Raw genomic sequence first — 18,336 nt, forward strand, 5'->3', positions numbered from 1 at the left:
CGCCGAACTGGCCGGCGGAAGGAGCGGATCGAGGGCCGCTCCGTTCCGGCGCCCCGTGTCGCCGGTGCCGGAGCCGTGCCCCTTCTCCGTGCCTCCACTCTCTCCTTCGCGCAGGTCGGCCCCCATCCGCGCGCGTACTCAACTCACCCACTGAGTACGCGTACTCAGAGCTGCGCACGCACCCCCAGGACGCCGCACCGCCGACTGGTTACGATCGCGTCCGTGTCCGTACTCCCCTTGGTCTTCACGAGCGGCTGGGCCAGCGGCGTCAACGCCTACGCGGTGGTGCTGCTCCTCGGCGTCTTCGGCGCGACCGGTCTGAGCGACGACGTGCCGCAGACGCTGCAACGCCCCGAGGTGCTCGTCGCCGCGGGCGTGCTGTTCCTGTGCAAGGCCGTCGCCGACAAGATTCCCTACGTCGACTCGGCGTGGGACTCGGTCCACACGGTGATCCGGCCGCTGGCCGGGGCCTGGGTGGGCGCGCTGCTCGCCGGGCAGAGCGGTTCGCTCCCGGACGTGGCGGCGGGGCTGCTGGGCGGTTCCACGGCGCTGGCCAGCCACACCGTCAAGGCGGGCACCCGGATGGCGGTCAACGCCTCGCCGGAGCCGTTCAGCAACGTGCTCGTGAGCCTGGCGGAGGATCTCGGGGTCGCCGGGATCGTGACGTTCGCGATGTTCCACCCGGGCGCGGCGGCGATCATCGCGGGCGGCCTGCTGCTGGCCGGTCTGACGGTCCTGTTCTTCCTGGTCTCACGGATCCGCCGCTTCCTGCGGCGCAGGGCGCAGCGGCGGGAGGAACGGCGCCTGACGGGGCGGACGGAGTCCCCGCCCTGGTGAGCCACCGCCGGTGAGCCGCGTCAGTGGTGGCCGATAAAGTCGCGGGCATGGGACGGATTGCGGTGATCGGCGCCGGGATGGGCGCGCTGGCGGCGGCTGCCCGGCTGGCCGTGGCGGGCCACCGGGTGACGGTGTACGAGCGGACGGAGACGTACGGCGGAGCGGTGCGCCGCTTCGAGCGGGACGGCTTCGGCTTCGACACCGGCCCGGGTCTGCTGCCCCTGCCCGCCGTCTACCGCGACCTGTTCGTCAAGACCGGCAAGGAGCCGCTGGAGGCCTGCGTCGAGCTGGTCCAGGTCGACCCGTCGGCCCGGCACGTGTTCGCGGACGGGACCGAGGTGTCCCTGCCGAACGCCTCGCGCGCGGGGGTCGTCTCGGCGCTGGACGAGGCGCTCGGGGCGCGGGCCGGGCAGCGCTGGGGCGACTTCCTGGTCCGGGCCCGCGAGGCCTGGGACCGCACCCGCCGCCCGCTCCTGGAGGAGCCCCTGTGGCCGAACTGGTCGGTGCTGGCCGACCGCGAGCCCTACCCGGCGGTCCCGCACAAGCGGCTGCTGCGCACCCGGCAGGCGGGCACCCTCGCCGAGGTCGGCGCCTGGGAGCTGCGCGATCCCCGGCTCGCCGCGCTTCTCGAGAGCCACGCGCTCGCGTACGGCCTGGATCCACGGGTCGCCCCGGCCAGCGCGGCCGTCCTGCCGTACATGGAGCACGCCTTCGGCACCTGGTACGTGCGCGGGGGGATGCGGGAGCTGGCCCGCGCGGTGTACGAGCGGTGTCTCGCGCGCCGCGTCGAGTTCGTCTTCGACGCCGAGGTCACCCGGGTCCTGGAGAAGGACGGCCGCGCGGCGGGCGTGGAGCGATCCGACGGCACGGTCGCGGAGGCGGACTTCGTGCTCGCCCCCGGCAGCGCCGACGGTCTGCCCGCTCGCGCCGAGGGCGAAGTAGCCCCGCAACAGGGCCTGCCCAGCCGTCTGACCGTGCTGCTCGCACTGCGCGGCGCCCGGCCGGAAGGGACCGCGCACCGCACGGTGGTGCACACGGCGGACCGCGAGGGCGAGTTGGAGAGCCTGTTCGGTACGACGCCGTCGGTGCCCGCGCAACCGACGGCGACGGTCGTGCGGCCCGACGACCCCGGGCTGATCCCGGACGGCGACCATGAGGCGGTCACCCTCAGCGCCGTCGTCCCCGCCGGGGCGGAGATACGCGACGAACAGGTGGACGCGCTGATCGCCGCCGCCGAGCGGGCCGTTCCCGGACTGCGGGACCGCGTGCTGTGGCGGGAGGTGCGCACCCCCGCCGACGTCGGGCGGGAGACCGGCGCGGCGGGCGGGGCCGTCCCGGCGCCCGCGCTGGCCGCGGCCGGGGGCCGGCTGCTGCACCCCGGCAACTCCACGGGCCTGCAAGGCCTGTTCACCGTCGGCGGATGGTCGCACCCGGGCGGCGGGCTCCCGCACGCGGGGATGTCGGGCGCGCTGGTGTCCGGCCTGATCGTGGAGGGACCGGAGTTCCGGGGCTCGCAGTGAGCCCCCGGCAGCGCGCCGGGCGGGCGGCGCCCCGGGGACGAACGCGGCCGTCAGAACCGATACCGCTGCTCAGAACCTGAGCACTTCAGAACCGATACTGCTCGTCGAAACCGTTGCCCTGGCCCTGCTGCTGCCCCTGCTGCTGTCCGTCGCCCTGGTACGGGTACTGCTGCTGCTCGGGCGGGAATTCGGCGCCGAGCGGGTCGTCGGTGTTGCGCTGCTGCGGGACCCAGACGCCGCCGGCCGGGGTCTCCCCGTAGCCGCCGGTGCCGTACTGGTCCTGGCCGTAGCCCTGTTGCCCGTACTGCTGCTGGCCGTAGCCGGCGTCGTAGGAGCCGCCGCCGTAGGTCTGGGTGCCGATGTACGGGTCGGAGTAGGCGGCGTACTGCTGCTCGCCGGTGGCGTCGTAGCCGTACTGCTGCTGGTGGTAGCCGGCGTACGTGTCGTATCCGTAGTTCTGGTCCGCGCCCTGGGCGGTCGCCGCGTACTGGTCCTGCTCCTGCGGCGGGGCCTGGCCGTTCGCGGCCGCGTACGCGGCGTCGCTGTATATGCCGTAGGTGCCGGTGTCGTCGGGCAGGGGCTGCGGCTCGTAGACGGAGGCGTTCCCGGCGGCCGTGGGGTCGCCGCCGCGGGCCGCGGGCGTGAAGACGTCGTCGCGGTCGTAGTCGTCGTCGCCGAACGTGTTCCGGTCGCCGAAGGCGTTGCCGCCCTGGCCGAACGCCATGTCGTCGGCACCGTACGGCCCGTCGGAGTCGGGAGCGGTCTGGGCCGCCGCCAGGTCGGAGCCCTCGAGGTTCGGGTCCTGGCGCTCGCCCTTGCCGCGGCGGCGCTTGGTCAGCTTGCCGCCGCCGATGCCCAGGCCGCCGCCGATGCCGAGGCTGCCGCCGATCCCGCTGCTCTTCCCTTCGGCCGCATCCGAGTCCGCGTCAGTGTCGGTGCGCCGGAAGGCCCAGCCCTCCGCGAATCCGCGCCGGAACGAGAGGGTGACGTAGGTCTGGCCGACCGCGAAGGCGACCGCGCCCAGCGCGATGACGACGACCGACGGGATCAGGACACCGAAGACGACGCCGAGGAAGCCCACGAAGGCCAGCAGTCGCCAGCGCAACCGCGCCTTGTACTGGAGCAGCACCTCACCGAGCAGCCACAGCGCGACAATTCCGAACGCGATGTAGAGGACCGTCCAGCCCATGTACGCCCCTCTCCCAGTGGCCGCTACGCAGTGTGTCTCAATCCGGTGCGACCGGTCTAGGCCTGCGGCGGATGGTGCAGGCCCAGGTTCTCGTAGATTTCCAGCGTCGCCGTGGAGTTGTTGAGCGTGATGAAGTGCAGTCCGGGCACTCCCTCGGCCAGCAGCCGTGCGCAGAACTCCGTGGCGAAGTCGATGCCAATGGAGCGTACAGCGGCCGGATCGTCTTTGGCTGTGCGGATCCGCTCTTTCAGGGCGTCCGGGAAGTGGGCGTTACTGAGCGTGGGCAGGCGTTCCAGCATCTTCACGCTCGTCACCGGAAGGACCTCCGGGATGACCGGAGTCACACAGCCGGCCGCCGCGACCCGGTCGCGCAGCCGGAGGTAGGACTCGGGATCGAAGAACATCTGCGTGATGGCGTAGTCGGCGCCGGCCCGGCACTTGTCGACGAAGTGCGTGACGTCCATGTCCCAGTCGCCGGAGCGCGGGTGCATCTCGGGGAAGGCGGCGACGCCCACGCAGAAGTCGCCCGACTCCTTGATGAGCCGGACGAGTTCGGCGGCGTACGTCAGGCCTCGTGGGTGCGGCACCCAGGGGCCCATCGGGTCGCCGGGCGGGTCGCCGCGCACGGCGAGCATGTTGCGGATCCCTGCGTCGGCGTACTGGCCGATGATGTTGCGCAGTTCGGCGATGGAGTGGTCCACGGCGGTGAGGTGCGCGACCGGCGTGAGGGTGGTGTCCACGACGATCTGCTGGGTCTCCCTGACCGTGGTCGCCCGCGTGGAGCCGCCGGCACCGTACGTCACCGAGACGAAGTCGGGGGCGACCGCCTCGACCCTGCGCAGCGCGTCCCACAGGCTGCGCTCACCCTTGGGCGTCTTCGGCGCGTAGAACTCGAACGAGTACGTCGTCTTGCCGGTCGCCAGGATGTCGCGCACGGTGCGCGCGCGGTCCGTCCTGGTGGATGCGGTTCCTAGGGCCATACCCGCAGGTTAGTCAGGGGTGGCCGGTCCCCCAACCGGATGCGGTGATTTTGCCCGGATTGTCGACTTGTTGTCCATCCCTTGGACAGCCGTACGGGGGACGCCGAAGGCTGGGCGACGGGGCTACGCCTCGCCCAGCCGCTTCGCGAACTCCGCCGCCGCGGCGCCGGGGTCGTCCGCCTCCGTGATCGCGCGGACGACGACGACCCGGCGGGCGCCCGCCGCCAGTACCTCGTCCAGGTTGGCCAGGTCGATCCCGCCGATGGCGAACCAGGGGCGGTCGGTGCCGAGGGAGGCCGTGTGCCGGACCAGGTCGAGGCCGGGGGCGTGGCGGCCGGGCTTGGTGGGGGTGGGCCAGCACGGGCCGGTGCAGAAGTAGTCCACGCCCTCCTGGACCGCGGCGGCCTCGGCTTCCGCCTCGGCGTGCGTGGAGCGGCCTATGAGGACGTCGTCGCCGAGGATCGCGCGGGCCGCGGGGACCGGCAGGTCGCCCTGTCCCAGGTGCAGGACGGCGGCGCCGGCGGCGTGGGCGACGTCCGCGCGGTCGTTGACCGCGAGCAGCCTGCCGTGCCGGGCGCAGGCGTCGGCGAACACCTTCAGGTGTGCCAGCTCTTCGGCCGCCTCCAGGCCCTTGTCGCGCAACTGGACGATGTCTACGCCGCCCGCGAGGACCGCGTCCAGGAACTCCGGAAGGTCGCCCTGGCGGGTGCGGGCGTCCGTGCAGAGGTAGAGCCGGGCGTCGGCGAGGCGGGCGCGGGCGGTGTCGGGCATACGAAGGTCCCCCCAGGGTGGTGGCGTACGGGGGCGGGCGGGCCCCCGTACACCGGGTGATGGTTCGAATCTCGGCTCAGACGGCGAGCGCCTGGGCGCGGCGCTTCACCTCCGTGCCGCGATTCTCACTCAGGGCCTGCGCCGGAGTACCGGGCAGGCTCGGGTCGGGAGTGAACAGCCACTCCAGCATCTCTTCGTCCGAAAACCCGTCGTCCCGCAGCAGGGTCAGGGTCCCGGTAAGGCCCTTCACCACCTTGTCCCCGTCGATGAAGGCGGCGGGGACGTGCAGCGCGCGGTTCTCGCCTCGGCGTACGGCGATCACCTGTCCCTCCTTCAGCAGCTGGCGGACACGCGTCACCTCGACATCGAGCATTTCCGCGATGTCGGGCACGGTGAGCCAGGCGGGGACGAGAGCATCGATCTTTGCGTCAATCTCGGTCACGGGAACAAGCCTGCCATCTGCCACTGACAGTCGGAAGCGGAGGTGCTCCGCCGGGGGCCCGGTGGGTCGCCGTTCGGGTGCGGCGCCTAGGAGGTCGCGGTCGCGTCCTTCAAGGGGCGGGCCGGGTCCGTCAGTGCCTCCGCGTCCATGCGGCGGCCCGCCTGGATCAGCCGTCGGCCCTGGGCGAGGTCGCGGGGGCGGCCCACGGCCAGGAGGGCGATCAGACGGTCCTCGCGCAGCCAGCACACCGTCCAGGCCGGTCCGGACGGGTCGCCGCGCCACAGGGTGCTGTCGGCGGCGGCGTGGTGGCCGGCGTACTGGACGAAGCGGCCGAACTGCTCGGACCAGAAGTACGGGACGGGGTCGTAGACGGCCGGGGGCTCGTCGGTGGCGGCGCCGAGGATGTTCGCGGCGACCGTGCGCGGCCCCTGGAGGGCGTTGTCCCAGTGGTGGACGAGGAGCCGCTCGCCGTACCTTCCCGAAGGGAAGGAGGCGCAGTCGCCGACCGCGTACACGTCCGGTACGGAGGTGCGCAGGCAGGCGTCGGCCACGACCTCGCGGTGCGCGCCGAGCTCGATGCCGGAGCCGGCCAGCCAGGTGGTGGCGGGGCGGGCGCCGATGCCGACCACGACGGCCTCGGCGGGCAGCCGCGAGCCGTCGTCGAGGACGACCGCGCCGGCCTCGACACGCGCCACGCGCGCGTGGGTGCGCAGGTCGACGCCGTTGTCGGCGTACCAGGCGGTCATCGGGGCGGCCACCTCGGCGGGCAGCGCGCCCGCCAGCGGCCGGTCGGCGGCCTCGACGACGGTGACCGCGCAGCCGGCCGCGCGCGCGGCGGTGGCGAACTCCGCGCCGATCCAGCCGGCGCCGACGACCACGACGTCGTGCTGCCGGGCGAGCACGGGCCGCAGCCGTTCGGCGTCGTCCAGGGTGCGCAGCAGGTGCACGCCGGGCACGCCCTCGGTGCCGGGCAGCCGGACCGGTTCGGCGCCGGTGGCGAGGACGAGGACGTCGTACGGGACGGGGCCGGTCCCGGTGTCCAGCTCGTGGTCGGCGGGGCGCAGGCCGAGGACCTCGCGGCCGAGGACCAGCTCGATGCCGAGGCCCTCGAAGTCGACGTCGAAGGCGGAGTGCTCGGCCTTGCCGAGCAGGACGGCCTTGGACAGCGGGGGCCGGTCGTAGGGCTGGTGGGGTTCGGCGCCGATCAGCGTCACCGTGCCGTCGAAGCCCTGTTCGCGCAGGGCGACGGCGGTCTGCACCCCGGCCATGCCCGCGCCGACGACCACCACGCGCCGCCCGGCCGGGCCGCCTTCTTCGTGCCTCTGCTCGCTCACCTGATCACCTTAGACAGCTGACTGTTCGTCAGTCAGCCGTCGTGCTCCGTGACCTGCTCCACAACGCTGGTGCCGGCGCCCTCCCGCGACTCCCACTCCCAGGTCTCCGCCAGCCGCACCCGCCCGTCCGGCAGCTCCTCGACCGTCGACACGCAGTGCCCCGAGGACGTCGTCCCGTCGTGCTCGAGCTGGACGTACCGGAAGTCGAGCCGGTCCCCCCGCCGGGTACCCACGAGGTGGCCGCGTACGACGTCGCCGCCCGCGTAGTCCGCCCAGATCACGCCGTCCCGCTCGCGGTACGTGAAGCGGGTGCGGGTGCCGACCTGGCCCGGGGCCTGGTCGGCGACGGGGGCGAGGACGAGGCCGTCGAGCGAACGGGACACGGGCGAAGTCTCCCTCACTGGGACGCACGGCACGGGGACACACGGCCTTACCGAGACGCGAGACGTCGGGCTAGGGTGGCCAACGTAGAGCACTCGCGGGAGCCCGGACGCACCGGGCTGAGAGGGAGGCTGGCGGCCTCCGACCGTACGAACCTGATCCGGGTCATGCCGGCGAAGGGAGGGGCTGGACGCCCATGTCGTCTCCACGTACGTCAGACGTCCTCGTCATCGGGGGCGGGATCATCGGGCTGGTCACGGCCTGGCGGGCCGCGCAGCGCGGCTTCGCCACGGCGGTGGTCGACCCGGCGCCGGGCGGCGGGGCCGCCCAGGTGGCGGCCGGGATGCTGGCCGCCGTCACGGAACTGCACCACGGCGAGCAGACCCTGCTCGGGCTCAATCTCGCGTCGGCGCGCCGCTATCCGGACTTCGTGGCGGAGCTGACGGAGCTGACCGGCCACGACCTCGGCTACCGGCGCTGCGGCACGCTCGCGGTCGCGCTGGACTCCGACGACCGCGCCCACCTGCGCGAACTGCACACCCTGCAACGGCAGTCGGGGCTGGAGTCGGAGTGGCTGTCGGGCCGGGAGTGCCGGCGCCTGGAGCCGATGCTCGCGCCGGGGGTGCGCGGCGGACTGCGGGTGGACGGCGACCACCAGGTCGATCCGCGTCGGCTGGCCGGGGCGCTGCTGGCCGCGTGCGAGCGGGCGGGCGTGGTCTTCCGGCGCACGTGGGCCGAGCGTCTTTCGGTCGTGGGCGAGCGGGCCGCGGGGGTCGTCACCCGGGACGGTACGGCGCTGGCGGCGGAGCAGGTGGTGCTCGCCGGCGGCAGCCTCAGCGGGCGGCTGGCCGGGGTCCCCGCGGACGTGCTGCCGCCCGTACGGCCGGTGAAGGGGCAGGTGCTGCGGCTGACCGTGCCGAAGCGGTACGCGCCGTTCCTGAGCCGGACGGTACGGGCCGTGGTGCGCGGCAGCCAGGTCTACCTGGTGCCGCGCGAGAACGGCGAGCTGGTCGTGGGCGCGACCAGCGAGGAGCTGGGCTGGGACACGACGGTGACGGCGGGGGGCGTGTACGAACTGCTGCGCGACGCCCATGAGCTGGTGCCGGGGATCACCGAGCTGCCGCTGACGGAGACCCGCGCGGGCCTGCGCCCCGGCTCCCCGGACAACGCGCCGCTGCTCGGGCCGACCGGCCTGGCGGGGCTGCTGCTGGCCACCGGCCACTACCGCAACGGCGTGCTGCTGACGCCGGTGACCGGCGACGCGATGGCGCACGCCCTGGCCACCGGTGAGCTCCCGGACGAGGCCCGCCCCTTCACCCCCCGGCGCTTTTGCGCCGCCGCACTCTCGGAGCAGCCCGCATGAACATCTCGGTGAACGGTCAGCGGCGGGAGTTCGCTCCCGGCACGGCTCTCGACAGCGTCGTACGAGCCCTGACCCCGGCGCCCGCCGGGGTGGCCGCCGCGCTCAACGAAACGGTCGTCCCGCGCGCGCAGTGGCCCGCGACGGCGCTGTGCGACGGCGACCGGGTGGAAGTCCTGACCGCCGTGCAGGGAGGCTGACCGCCATGGCCGACGATCCCTTCGTCCTCGGGGGTACGTCCTTCTCGTCCCGGCTGATCATGGGTACGGGCGGTGCGCCCAGTCTGGAGGTGCTGGAACGGGCGCTGGTCGCCTCCGGGACCGAGCTGACCACGGTCGCGATGCGACGCGTGGACCCTTCGGTGCACGGTTCGGTGCTGTCGGTGCTGGAGCGGCTGGGCATCCGGGTGCTGCCGAACACGGCGGGGTGCTTCACGGCCGGGGAGGCGGTGCTGACGGCCCGGCTGGCGCGGGAGGCGCTGGGCACGTCCCTGGTCAAGCTGGAGGTCATCGCCGACGAGCGGACGCTGCTGCCGGACCCGGTCGAGCTGCTGGAGGCGGCGGAGACGCTGGTGGACGACGGGTTCACGGTGCTGCCGTACACGAACGACGATCCGGTGCTGGCCCGGAAGCTGGAGGACGTGGGCTGTGCGGCGGTGATGCCGCTGGGCTCGCCGATCGGCTCCGGCCTGGGCATCCGCAACCCGCACAACTTCCAGCTGATCGTCGAGCACGCGCGCGTGCCGGTGATCCTGGACGCGGGGGCCGGTACGGCGTCGGACGTGGCGCTGGCGATGGAGCTGGGGTGCGCGGGGGTGATGCTGGCGTCGGCGGTGACGCGGGCGAGGGATCCCGAGCGGATGGCGTCGGCGATGCGGGCCGGTGTCAAGGCGGGCAGGCTGGCCCGCCTGGCCGGCCGGATCCCCCGGCGCTACTTCGCGGAGGCGTCGTCCCCCGCGGAGGGCCTGGCGGCGCTGGACCCGGAGCGCCCCGCGTTCTGAATCCAGCCACCCGTCACCCTCCGGTTCGCGTCACAGGTCGGCTGCAGTCAGGGGTCGATCACGGTGGAGGCCGCGGCGGTGTCAGTGACGGCTCGTACACTCACCTGCGTGGACACGACCCTTCAGGACCCTCTGGTCGGGCAGGTGCTCGACGGCCGGTATCGCGTCGAGGCGCGGATCGCCGTCGGCGGGATGGCCACGGTCTACCGGGCCGTGGACACCCGCCTCGACCGCGTGCTCGCGCTCAAGGTGATGCATCCGGCGCTCGCCGCCGACGGCGCGTTCGTCGACCGGTTCATCCGTGAGGCGAAGTCCGTCGCCCGCCTCGCCCACCCGAATGTCGTTCAGGTGTTCGACCAGGGTGCCGACGGGTCGTACGTCTATCTCGCCATGGAGTACATCGCCGGCTGCACGCTGCGTGACGTGCTGCGCGAGCGCGGGGCGCTCCAGCCGCGGGCCGCGCTCGACATCCTGGAGCCGGTGCTCGCCGCGCTCGGCGCCGCGCACCGGGCCGGGTTCGTGCACCGGGACATGAAGCCCGAGAACGTGCTGATAGGGGACGACGGACGGGTCAAGGTCGCCGACTTCGGGCTGGTGCGGTCCGTGGACACCGTCACCAGCACCACCGGGGCCGTGCTCGGCACCGTCGCCTATCTCGCCCCGGAACAGATCGAGCAGCCCGGCGCCGCCGATCCCCGCGTCGACGTGTACGCGTGCGGGGTCGTGCTCTACGAGATGCTCACCGGCGAGAAGCCGCACGACGGGGACTCCCCCGCGATCGTGCTCTACAAGCACCTCCACGAGGACGTTCCGCCGCCGTCGGCCCTCGTCCCCGGGCTGCCGTTCGAGCTGGACGAGCTGGTCGCCGCCGCCACCGCCCGCACTCCCGCCGTCCGGCCGTACGACGCGGTCGCGCTGCTCGGGCAGGTGCGGGAGGCGCGCGCGCCGCTCACCGAGGAGCAGTTGGACGCGCTGCCGCCGCAGGCCGTCTCCGCCGGCCACGACATCGCCGAGGACCGGACGAGCGTGATCCCGCGCTCGCTCACCGTGCCGCGCCCGCTGCCCGTCAACGAGGACGACTACGAGGGCCGCTACGACAGCGTGAACGGGTCGGACGACGGGGTGGCCGACCTCAACCGGACCTCCCGGTTCCAGAGCCCGCCGCCGCTGCCTCCCCGGCGCCGTTCCCTGGGCCGGCCCCGGCGCGGAGTGCTCGCGGTCGTCACCGTCGTCCTGCTGGTGCTCGGGGTCGGTGCGGGCGTCTGGTACATCAACTCCGGGCAGTTCACCAAGGTCCCGGCGGTGCTGACGCAGCAGGAGGCCGAGGCCACGAAGCGGCTGGAGGCGGCCGGGATCGAGGTCGGCAAGGTCGAGCGCAAGTACAGCGACACCGCCAAGCGCGGCACGGTCATCGACACCGACCCCGGGCCTGGCGCCCGTATCCGCAAGCACGACTCCGTGACGCTCACCGTCTCGCGCGGCCCGGAGATCGTGAAGGTGCCGGACGTACAGGGCTCCCGGCTGGACAAGGCCGAGGCGCTGCTGAAGACGGACGGCCTGGAACCGGGCCTGGTCACCGAGGCGTTCAGCAAGGACGTCATCAAGGGCTTCGTGATCAGCACCGACCCGGCGGCGGGCAGCCGGCGCCGTGCGGGCACGGCGGTCTCCCTCGTCGTCAGCAAGGGCAGCCCGATCGACGTCCCGGACGTCACGGGTCAGGACCTGGACGCCGCCAAGGCCGAGCTGGAGGAGGCCGGCCTGAAGGTGCGGGTCTCCGCCGAGGAGGTCAACTCCGCGTTCGGCAAGGGGCAGGTCGCGGCGCAGTCCCCGGAGAAGGGCGGCGAGGCCGCCGACGGCGACACGGTGACGCTGACGCTGTCCAAGGGGCCGGAGATGGTCGAGGTCCCGGACGTGGTGGGGGCGAGCGTCGACGACGCCAAGTCGCTCCTCGAACAGTCCGGGTTCGAGGTCAAGGAGGACCGCGGGCTGCTCGGGCTGTTCGGCGACACCGTGAAGAGCCAGTCCGTGAAGGCCGGCGGCACGGCGCCCAAGGGGTCGACGATCACCATCACCATCCGGTGACCGGCGGGTCTGCGGGGCATGACACCCTGACCGGGTGAGTCCTGAAGCCCCCTTCCCCTCCCGCAATCCCGTCGGCGGCCATGTCCCCGTGGCCGGCGGTCTGCACGACGTGGGCATGTCGTACGCGCACGATCTCCAGGCCGAGACGGTCCAGGTGTTCGTCGCCAACCCGCGCGGCTGGGCCACGCCCGTCGGCAACCCGCGGCAGGACGAGGCCTTCCGGGAGGCGTGCGCGGCGCGGTCGGTCCCGGCGTACGTGCACGCGCCGTACCTGATCAACTTCGGCTCGCACACCGAGGCGACGGCCGAGAAGTCGGTGGAGTCCCTGCGGCACTCGCTGCGCCGCGGGCGGGAGATCGGCGCGCTGGGCGTGGTCGTGCACACGGGGAGCGCGACGGGCGGGCGGGACCGGTCCGTGGCGCTGAAGCAGGTGCGCGAGTACCTGCTGCCGCTGCTGGACGAGCTGACCCACGACGACGACCCGTTCCTGCTGCTGGAGTCCACGGCCGGCCAGGGCGCCTCGCTCTGCTCCCGGACCTGGGACTTCGGGCCGTACTTCGAGGCGCTGGACGCCCATCCCAGGCTGGGCGTCTGCCTCGACACCTGTCACATCTTCGCCGCCGGGCACGACCTGACCGGCCCGTCCGGCATGCACCAGACCCTGGACCTGCTGGTGGACACGGTCGGCGAGGGCCGGCTGAAGCTGATCCACGCCAACGACTCCAAGGACGTCGTCGGCGCCCACAAGGACCGGCACGAGAACATCGGCGCCGGCCACATCGGCGAGGACCCCTTCCGCGCCCTGATGACCCACCCGGCGACCGCGGGCGTACCCCTGATCATCGAGACACCCGGCGGCAAGGAGGGCCACGCGGCGGACGTTGAACGCCTGAAGAGACTCCGGGACGGCTGAGCCGCCGGATGTCAGTCCTCGTTCTCGAACAGCACCTGGGACGTGTCGACGATGTGCACCACGAGCACGATCAGCAGCCCGTCGCTGATGACGTACTCGATGGCCATGCTGTGGGTCAGTGCGAGGGAACGGGTGTTCTCGTCACCGGAGATCGGCGAGGAGATCTTGGTGTGGGGGTCCGTGGAGACTATGGCGAGGCCACGCTGGAGCAGCTCACGGCGGTCGTCCGGGAGACTGTCGCGCACGCGCGCCGCGGCCTCCGAGAAGATCACGTTGAAGACTGTCATCGAGGCTCCTTGCACGGTTGTCGCAGTATCCGGCACCGACCCTACCGGCATCCGCGGTCCCGCAGGTCAGAGTTCCGGCCCGTCCCCCGGGACCTCCTGGTAGGAGTAACGCTGTTCCTTCCAGGGGTCGCCGACGTTGTGGTAGCCGCGTTCCTCCCAGAAGCCTCGGCGGTCGGCGGTCATGTACTCGACGCCGCGCACCCACTTGGGGCCCTTCCAGGCGTAGAGGTGGGGGACGACCAGGCGGAGCGGGAAGCCGTGTTCGGCGGTGAGGAGTTCGCCGTCCTTGTGGGTGGCGAAGATCGTGCGCTCGGCGGCGAAGTCGGACAGGCGCAGGTTGGAGCTGAACCCGTACTCGGCCCACACCATCACATGGGTGACGTTCGCCGCGGGCGGCGCGAACTCCAGGATGGTCCGGGCCTGGATCCCGCCCCACTCGGCGCCGAGCATGCTGAACTTCGTCACGCAGTGCAGATCGGCCATGACCGACGTGTACGGAAGGGCCGTGAACTCCTCGTGGTTCCAGCAGCTCTTCTCGCCGTCGGCGGTGGCGCCGAAGACCCTGAACTCCCAGCGCTCCGGCCGGAACCTGGGCACCGGACCGTAGTGCGTGACCGGCCAGCCCCGTTGCAGTCGCTGCCCCGGCGGAAGCTCGGACACCGCTTCTTCCCCAGACGCGTACTCCACCGGACGACCCATGGCTCCCATCCTGACAGACCCCGGACGGTGCACATGACCGGCCATGACCGGCCATATCCCGAATCGGGCAACTGCTACTAAGCATGCACTAACTTACTAAGTACGCACTTACTGGACGATCTTCGGCGCCGGTGCAATCATGCGGCGGCAACCTCCCCCGATCCCCGACGTGGAAGGAGCCTCTGCGATGCAGGGCGACCCCGAGGTCATCGAGTTCCTCAACGAGCAGCTCACCGGTGAGCTCACCGCGATCAACCAGTACTTCCTCCACGCCAAGATGCAGGAGAACTTCGGCTGGACGAAGCTCGCGAAGTACACGCGCCACGAGTCGTTCGACGAGATGAAGCACGCGGAGGTGCTCACCGACCGGATCCTCTTCCTGGACGGGCTGCCGAACTACCAGCGGCTCTTCCACGTGCGCGTGGGACAGACCGTCAAGGAGATGTTCGAGGCCGACCGGCAGGTCGAGGTCGAGGCGATCGACCGCCTGAAGCGCGGCATCAAGGTGATGCGCGAGAAGGGCGACGTCACGTCCGCGAACATCTTCGAGTCGATCCTCGAGGACGAGGAGCACCACATCGACTACCTCGACACCCAGCTGGAACTGGTGGAGAAGCTCGGCGAGGCGCTCTACCTCGCGCAGCTCATCGAGCAGCCGGAGAGCTAGGCCACCCGCGAAACGGCTACGCGGCTTCCTCGAGCTCGGCGAAGGCCGGCTCAGCGAAGGCCGGCTCGCCGCGGTCGGCCAGGTCCCGGCTCGGGCAGGCGCCCCGGCCGAGGATCGCCTGGATCCGGCGGACGCACGAGCCGCAGTCGGTGCCGGCCTTGCAGGCGGAGGCGATCTGGCGGGGCGTGCAGGCTCCGTCGTCCGCATGCCGCCGGACCTGCGCCTCGGTCACACCGAAGCAACTGCAGACGTACACGCGGATTCACCTCCTGCCGAGATCAATAAGGCTAACCTAACCTTACCCGGCGCTCGGAGGTCGCAAAAGTGGAGTGGGGCGCGGATCGTATGTGATCCGCGCCCCACTCCATGTCCAGGTGACTATCAGGCGACTACTGGTCGCGGTACATCTCCGCGACGAGGAACGCCAGGTCGAGCGACTGGCTGCGGTTCAGGCGCGGGTCGCAGGCCGTCTCGTAGCGCTGGTGGAGGTCGTCGACGAAGATCTCGTCGCCGCCGCCCACGCACTCGGTGACGTCGTCACCGGTCAGCTCGACGTGGATGCCGCCCGGGTGGGTGCCGAGGGCCTTGTGGACCTCGAAGAAGCCCTTGACCTCGTCGAGCACGTCGTCGAAGCGGCGGGTCTTGTGACCGGAGGCCGCCTCGTAGGTGTTGCCGTGCATCGGGTCGGTGATCCAGGCGACGGTCGCGCCCGAGGCGGTGACCTTCTCGACCAGCTCGGGCAGCTTGTCGCGGACCTTGTCGGCGCCCATGCGGACGATGAAGGTCAGCCGGCCGGGCTCCCGGTCGGGGTCGAGGCGCTCGATGTACTGCAGCGCCTCCTCGGCCGTGGTCGTCGGGCCGAGCTTGATGCCGACGGGGTTGCGGATCTTCGAGGCGAACTCGATGTGCGCGTGGTCCAGCTGCCGGGTGCGCTCACCGATCCACACCATGTGCGCCGAGACGTCGTACAGCTTCCCGGTGCGGGAGTCGACCCGGGTCAGGGCGGACTCGTAGTCGAGCAGCAGCGCCTCGTGCGAGGAGTAGAACTCGACGGTCTTGAACTCCTCCGGGTCGACCCCGCAGGCGTGCATGAAGTGCAGCGCCTGGTCGATCTCGCGGGCGAGCTGCTCGTAGCGCTGGCCGGAGGGGGACGACTTCACGAAGTCCTGGTTCCAGGCGTGCACCTGGCGCAGGTCGGCGTAGCCGCCGGTGGCGAAGGCGCGCACCAGGTTGAGCGTGGAGGCGGACGCGTTGTACATCCGCTTCAGGCGCTCGGGGTCCGGGATGCGGGACGCCTCGTCGAAGGCGAAGCCGTTGACCGAGTCGCCCCGGTACGTCGGCAGCGTCACACCGTCACGGGTCTCGGTGCCCTTGGAGCGCGGCTTGGAGTACTGACCGGCGATCCGGCCGACCTTGACGACCGGCACGGACGCGGCGTACGTGAGCACGGCGCCCATCTGGAGGAGGGTCTTGAGCTTGTTGCGGATGTGGTCGGCGGACACCGCGTCGAAGGCCTCCGCGCAGTCGCCGCCCTGGAGGAGGAACGCCTCTCCCTTGGCGACGGCCGCCATCCGGGCGCGCAGCTGATCGCACTCGCCCGCGAAGACGAGCGGCGGATACGACTCGAGGTCCGCGATCACTGCGCGCAGAGCCTCGGTGTCGGGGTACTCGGGCTGCTGCGCCGCGGGCAGGTCTCGCCAGGTGTTGCCAGCGCTCGCGCTGGTCTTAGCGTTCACGGTCACGGAGTCAACATTACGGGGTCGTGTCGAGTCGTTTTCGCACGGCTCGACAGGTGAGACGCCCACCCGCTCAGATGCGTGTGGGATAGGGTGCGGCTCATGTTCGCGCCTTCGACCCAGGACCCGACCCAGAACTGGTGGTGGACCGCTCATCCGGCGGCCCACTGACTGCGCGTACGCAAGACTTCGCGAAGGCCGCCCCGAGGGGCGGCCTTCCGTGTTTCCAGCACCGGGCCGTTCCTCACCGCTCACCGACGGAAGAGGAACCATGGACCTGACACAGCTGCCGCACGACGACCGTCCCTTCGCCCTGCTGTGCCGTCGCGCCCCGGGCCACGACCACGACCTGATCGAGGTCGTGATCGGCCCGGTCGGCACCTACGACCGTCTCGCCGACCTCCCCGACGAGGGCCTGGCGCTCGTCCCGTTCCGGCAGATCCACGAGCGGGGCTTCGACGTCCGCGACGACGGCACGCCGCTGGCCTTCCTCGTCCCCGAGGAGCGCCACGAGATCCCGCTCGCCGACGCCCTCGCGCAGCTCCCCGCGCACGACGTCCAGGTCGCGGGCGGCGGCTTCGACGTGGGCGACGAGGAGTACGCGGAGATCGTCGGGCGGGTGCTGCGGGACGAGATCGGGCGGGGCGCGGGCGCGAACTTCGTGATCCGGCGGACCTACGAGGGTGAGATCGACGGATTCGGCCGGGCCGACGCGCTCGCGCTGTTCCGGCGGCTTCTGGTGGGCGAGCGGGGCGCGTACTGGACGTTCGTCGTGCACACCGGGGACCGGACGCTGGTCGGGGCCAGTCCCGAGGCGCATGTCCGCATGTCGGGCGGCACGGTCGTCATGAACCCGATCAGCGGGACGTACCGGTATCCGGCGGAGGGGCCGACGCCCGGGCACCTGCTGGACTTCCTCGCCGACGGCAAGGAGATCGAGGAGCTGTCGATGGTCGTCGACGAGGAGCTCAAGATGATGTGCACCGTCGGCGACATGGGCGGGGTGGTGGTCGGCCCCCGGCTGAAGGAGATGGCGCATCTCGCGCACACCGAGTACGAACTGCGCGGGAAGTCCTCGCTGGACGTGCGGGAGGTCCTGAAGGAGACGATGTTCGCGGCGACCGTCACCGGGTCGCCGGTGCAGAACGCCTGCCGGGTCATCGAGCGGCACGAGACCGGCGGGCGCGGCTACTACGCGGGGGCGCTGGCGCTGCTCGGCCGGGACTCCGGCGGCGCGCAGACCCTCGACTCCCCCATCCTCATCCGCACCGCCGACATCGACGCGGCCGGGCGGCTGCGGGTGCCGGTCGGCGCCACGCTGGTGCGGGGCTCGGACCCGGCGGGCGAGGTCGCGGAGACGCACGCGAAGGCGGCGGGCGTCCTGGCGGCTCTCGGCGTACGGCCGGGCAGGCCCAGCCAGGAGCGCACGCGCCCGCGGCTGGCCGACGACCCCCGGGTGCGGGCCGCGCTGGACGGGCGCCGGGCCTCGCTGGCGCCGTTCTGGCTGCGGATGCAGGAGCGGACGGCGGAACTGGCCGGGCACGCGCTCGTCGTCGACGGCGAGGACACCTTCACGGCGATGCTCGCGCACGTGCTGCGGTCGAGCGGGCTGGAGGTGAGCGTGCGGCGGTACGACCAACCCGGGCTGCGGGAGGAGGTGCTCGGGCACGAGGGGCCGGTCGTGCTGGGCCCCGGGCCCGGTGACCCGTCCGACCCGAACGACCCGAAGATGCGGTTCCTGCGGGAGCTGACCGCGCTGGTCCTGCGGGAGCACCGGTACGGCGTCCTCGGGGTCTGCCTCGGGCACGAGCTGATCGCGGCGGAACTGGGCCTGGGCATCGTACGGAAGGAGGTGCCGTATCAGGGGGCGCAGACGGCGGTGGAGCTGTTCGGGCGGGAGGAGACCGTCGGGTTCTACAACAGCTTCGTGGCGCACTGCGACGACGAGGCCCTGCGGGAGCTGGCCGCGCACGGGGTGGAGGTGAGCCGCGCCGCGAACGGGGAGGTGCACGCGGTGCGGGGGCCCGGGTTCGCGGGCGTCCAGTTCCATCCGGAGTCGGTGCTGACGTTGAACGGGGCGGTGATCGTGCGGGAGTTGCTGGGGGCGCTGCGGCCCGTCGGTTAGCCGGCTCGCTCGC

Annotated in this window: 20 protein-coding genes and 1 riboswitch; of the genes, 10 read left to right on the forward strand and 10 right to left on the reverse strand. The window is 72.1% G+C overall.

The features are described 5' to 3' along the window. Window positions 1-222: 222 nt before the first annotated feature. Entirely contained in the window at window positions 223-837 is a 615-nt protein-coding gene (locus OG352_RS11180; protein WP_329216415.1) for a DUF4126 domain-containing protein, read from the forward strand. A 47-nt stretch (window positions 838-884) separates the two neighbouring features. After that, on the forward strand, window positions 885-2,357 hold the full coding sequence (locus OG352_RS11185) for a phytoene desaturase family protein (RefSeq protein ID WP_329216416.1): 1,473 nt from the start codon (window positions 885-887) through the stop codon (window positions 2,355-2,357). A gap of 85 nt (window positions 2,358-2,442) precedes the next feature. Here OG352_RS11185 and OG352_RS11190 read toward each other — a convergent pair whose 3' ends face one another. From OG352_RS11190 to OG352_RS11215, 6 genes are all read right to left on the reverse strand, one after another. After that, window positions 2,443-3,546, reverse strand: a complete 1,104-nt coding sequence (locus OG352_RS11190) for a hypothetical protein (RefSeq protein WP_329216418.1) — start codon at window positions 3,544-3,546, stop codon at window positions 2,443-2,445. A gap of 56 nt (window positions 3,547-3,602) precedes the next feature. Then, on the reverse strand, window positions 3,603-4,526 hold the full coding sequence (metF, locus tag OG352_RS11195; protein ID WP_329216420.1) for a methylenetetrahydrofolate reductase [NAD(P)H]: 924 nt from the start codon (window positions 4,524-4,526) through the stop codon (window positions 3,603-3,605). 123 nt (window positions 4,527-4,649) lie between these two features. Beyond that, window positions 4,650-5,297 carry a thiamine phosphate synthase gene (thiE, locus tag OG352_RS11200; protein WP_329216422.1) on the reverse strand — a complete coding sequence of 216 codons (648 nt, stop codon included), beginning with the start codon at window positions 5,295-5,297 and terminating at the stop codon, window positions 4,650-4,652. A 76-nt stretch (window positions 5,298-5,373) separates the two neighbouring features. Next, complete coding sequence (locus OG352_RS11205; protein WP_329216424.1) at window positions 5,374-5,739, reverse strand: Rv2175c family DNA-binding protein; 366 nt, start codon at window positions 5,737-5,739, stop codon at window positions 5,374-5,376. A gap of 86 nt (window positions 5,740-5,825) precedes the next feature. After that, the gene (locus OG352_RS11210) at window positions 5,826-7,073 is read right to left on the reverse strand and encodes an NAD(P)/FAD-dependent oxidoreductase (protein ID WP_443072210.1); all 1,248 of its coding nucleotides are present in this window, start codon (window positions 7,071-7,073) and stop codon (window positions 5,826-5,828) included. Window positions 7,074-7,105: 32 nt separating this feature from the next. After that, window positions 7,106-7,456, reverse strand: coding sequence for a hypothetical protein (locus tag OG352_RS11215; RefSeq protein ID WP_329216426.1), 351 nt, complete (start codon window positions 7,454-7,456; stop codon window positions 7,106-7,108). A gap of 85 nt (window positions 7,457-7,541) precedes the next feature. Beyond that, a riboswitch (TPP riboswitch) is annotated at window positions 7,542-7,653 on the forward strand. On the opposite strand from OG352_RS11215, the gene thiO reads away from it, so the two are divergent. The 5 genes from thiO to OG352_RS11240 all read left to right on the forward strand — a co-directional run bounded on the left by thiO (window position 7,651) and on the right by OG352_RS11240 (window position 12,809). Continuing rightward, on the forward strand, window positions 7,651-8,817 hold the full coding sequence (gene thiO / locus OG352_RS11220; protein WP_329216428.1) for a glycine oxidase ThiO: 1,167 nt from the start codon (window positions 7,651-7,653) through the stop codon (window positions 8,815-8,817). It overlaps the preceding riboswitch by 3 nt. Then, window positions 8,814-9,014 (forward strand): sulfur carrier protein ThiS, encoded by a 201-nt coding sequence (gene thiS, locus OG352_RS11225; protein ID WP_329216430.1) that lies wholly within the window; start codon window positions 8,814-8,816, stop codon window positions 9,012-9,014. The genes thiO and thiS overlap by 4 nt, the downstream gene beginning before the upstream one ends. A 5-nt stretch (window positions 9,015-9,019) precedes the next feature. Next, window positions 9,020-9,814 carry a thiazole synthase gene (locus OG352_RS11230; protein ID WP_329216432.1) on the forward strand — a complete coding sequence of 265 codons (795 nt, stop codon included), beginning with the start codon at window positions 9,020-9,022 and terminating at the stop codon, window positions 9,812-9,814. Window positions 9,815-9,922: 108 nt separating this feature from the next. Continuing rightward, the gene (gene pknB / locus OG352_RS11235; protein ID WP_329216433.1) at window positions 9,923-11,896 is read left to right on the forward strand and encodes a Stk1 family PASTA domain-containing Ser/Thr kinase; all 1,974 of its coding nucleotides are present in this window, start codon (window positions 9,923-9,925) and stop codon (window positions 11,894-11,896) included. A gap of 34 nt (window positions 11,897-11,930) precedes the next feature. Next, window positions 11,931-12,809: a deoxyribonuclease IV gene (locus OG352_RS11240; RefSeq protein WP_329216434.1), complete on the forward strand. Its 879-nt coding sequence runs from the start codon at window positions 11,931-11,933 to the stop codon at window positions 12,807-12,809. Window positions 12,810-12,820: 11 nt separating this feature from the next. Here the strand turns inward: OG352_RS11240 and OG352_RS11245 are convergent, their stop codons facing one another. Both OG352_RS11245 and OG352_RS11250 read right to left on the reverse strand, forming a co-directional pair. After that, a complete protein-coding gene (locus tag OG352_RS11245; protein WP_329216436.1) occupies window positions 12,821-13,096 on the reverse strand; it encodes a hypothetical protein in 276 nt (91 codons plus the stop codon). 66 nt (window positions 13,097-13,162) lie between these two features. Then, complete coding sequence (locus tag OG352_RS11250; RefSeq protein ID WP_329216438.1) at window positions 13,163-13,795, reverse strand: sulfite oxidase-like oxidoreductase; 633 nt, start codon at window positions 13,793-13,795, stop codon at window positions 13,163-13,165. Between the two features lie 187 nt (window positions 13,796-13,982). Here OG352_RS11250 and bfr point away from each other — a divergent pair, with 187 nt between their 5' ends. Then, window positions 13,983-14,462 carry a bacterioferritin gene (gene bfr, locus OG352_RS11255; protein ID WP_329216439.1) on the forward strand — a complete coding sequence of 160 codons (480 nt, stop codon included), beginning with the start codon at window positions 13,983-13,985 and terminating at the stop codon, window positions 14,460-14,462. 16 nt (window positions 14,463-14,478) lie between these two features. On the opposite strand, the gene OG352_RS11260 is transcribed toward bfr, so the two are convergent. Together OG352_RS11260 and OG352_RS11265 are read right to left on the reverse strand one after the other, a co-directional pair. Beyond that, window positions 14,479-14,718 carry a (2Fe-2S)-binding protein gene (locus tag OG352_RS11260; protein ID WP_329216440.1) on the reverse strand — a complete coding sequence of 80 codons (240 nt, stop codon included), beginning with the start codon at window positions 14,716-14,718 and terminating at the stop codon, window positions 14,479-14,481. 133 nt (window positions 14,719-14,851) lie between these two features. Beyond that, on the reverse strand, window positions 14,852-16,204 hold the full coding sequence (locus tag OG352_RS11265) for a class II 3-deoxy-7-phosphoheptulonate synthase (protein WP_329216442.1): 1,353 nt from the start codon (window positions 16,202-16,204) through the stop codon (window positions 14,852-14,854). 96 nt (window positions 16,205-16,300) lie between these two features. Here OG352_RS11265 and OG352_RS39960 point away from each other — a divergent pair, with 96 nt between their 5' ends. After that, on the forward strand, window positions 16,301-16,369 hold the full coding sequence (locus tag OG352_RS39960) for a trp operon leader peptide (protein WP_443072476.1): 69 nt from the start codon (window positions 16,301-16,303) through the stop codon (window positions 16,367-16,369). 100 nt (window positions 16,370-16,469) lie between these two features. Next, the gene (locus tag OG352_RS11270; RefSeq protein WP_329216443.1) at window positions 16,470-18,323 is read left to right on the forward strand and encodes an anthranilate synthase family protein; all 1,854 of its coding nucleotides are present in this window, start codon (window positions 16,470-16,472) and stop codon (window positions 18,321-18,323) included. The last annotated feature ends 13 nt before the right edge of the window (window positions 18,324-18,336 follow it).

It is taken from the genome of Streptomyces sp. NBC_01485 (assembly GCF_036227125.1).
GTDB lineage: Bacteria > Actinomycetota > Actinomycetes > Streptomycetales > Streptomycetaceae > Streptomyces.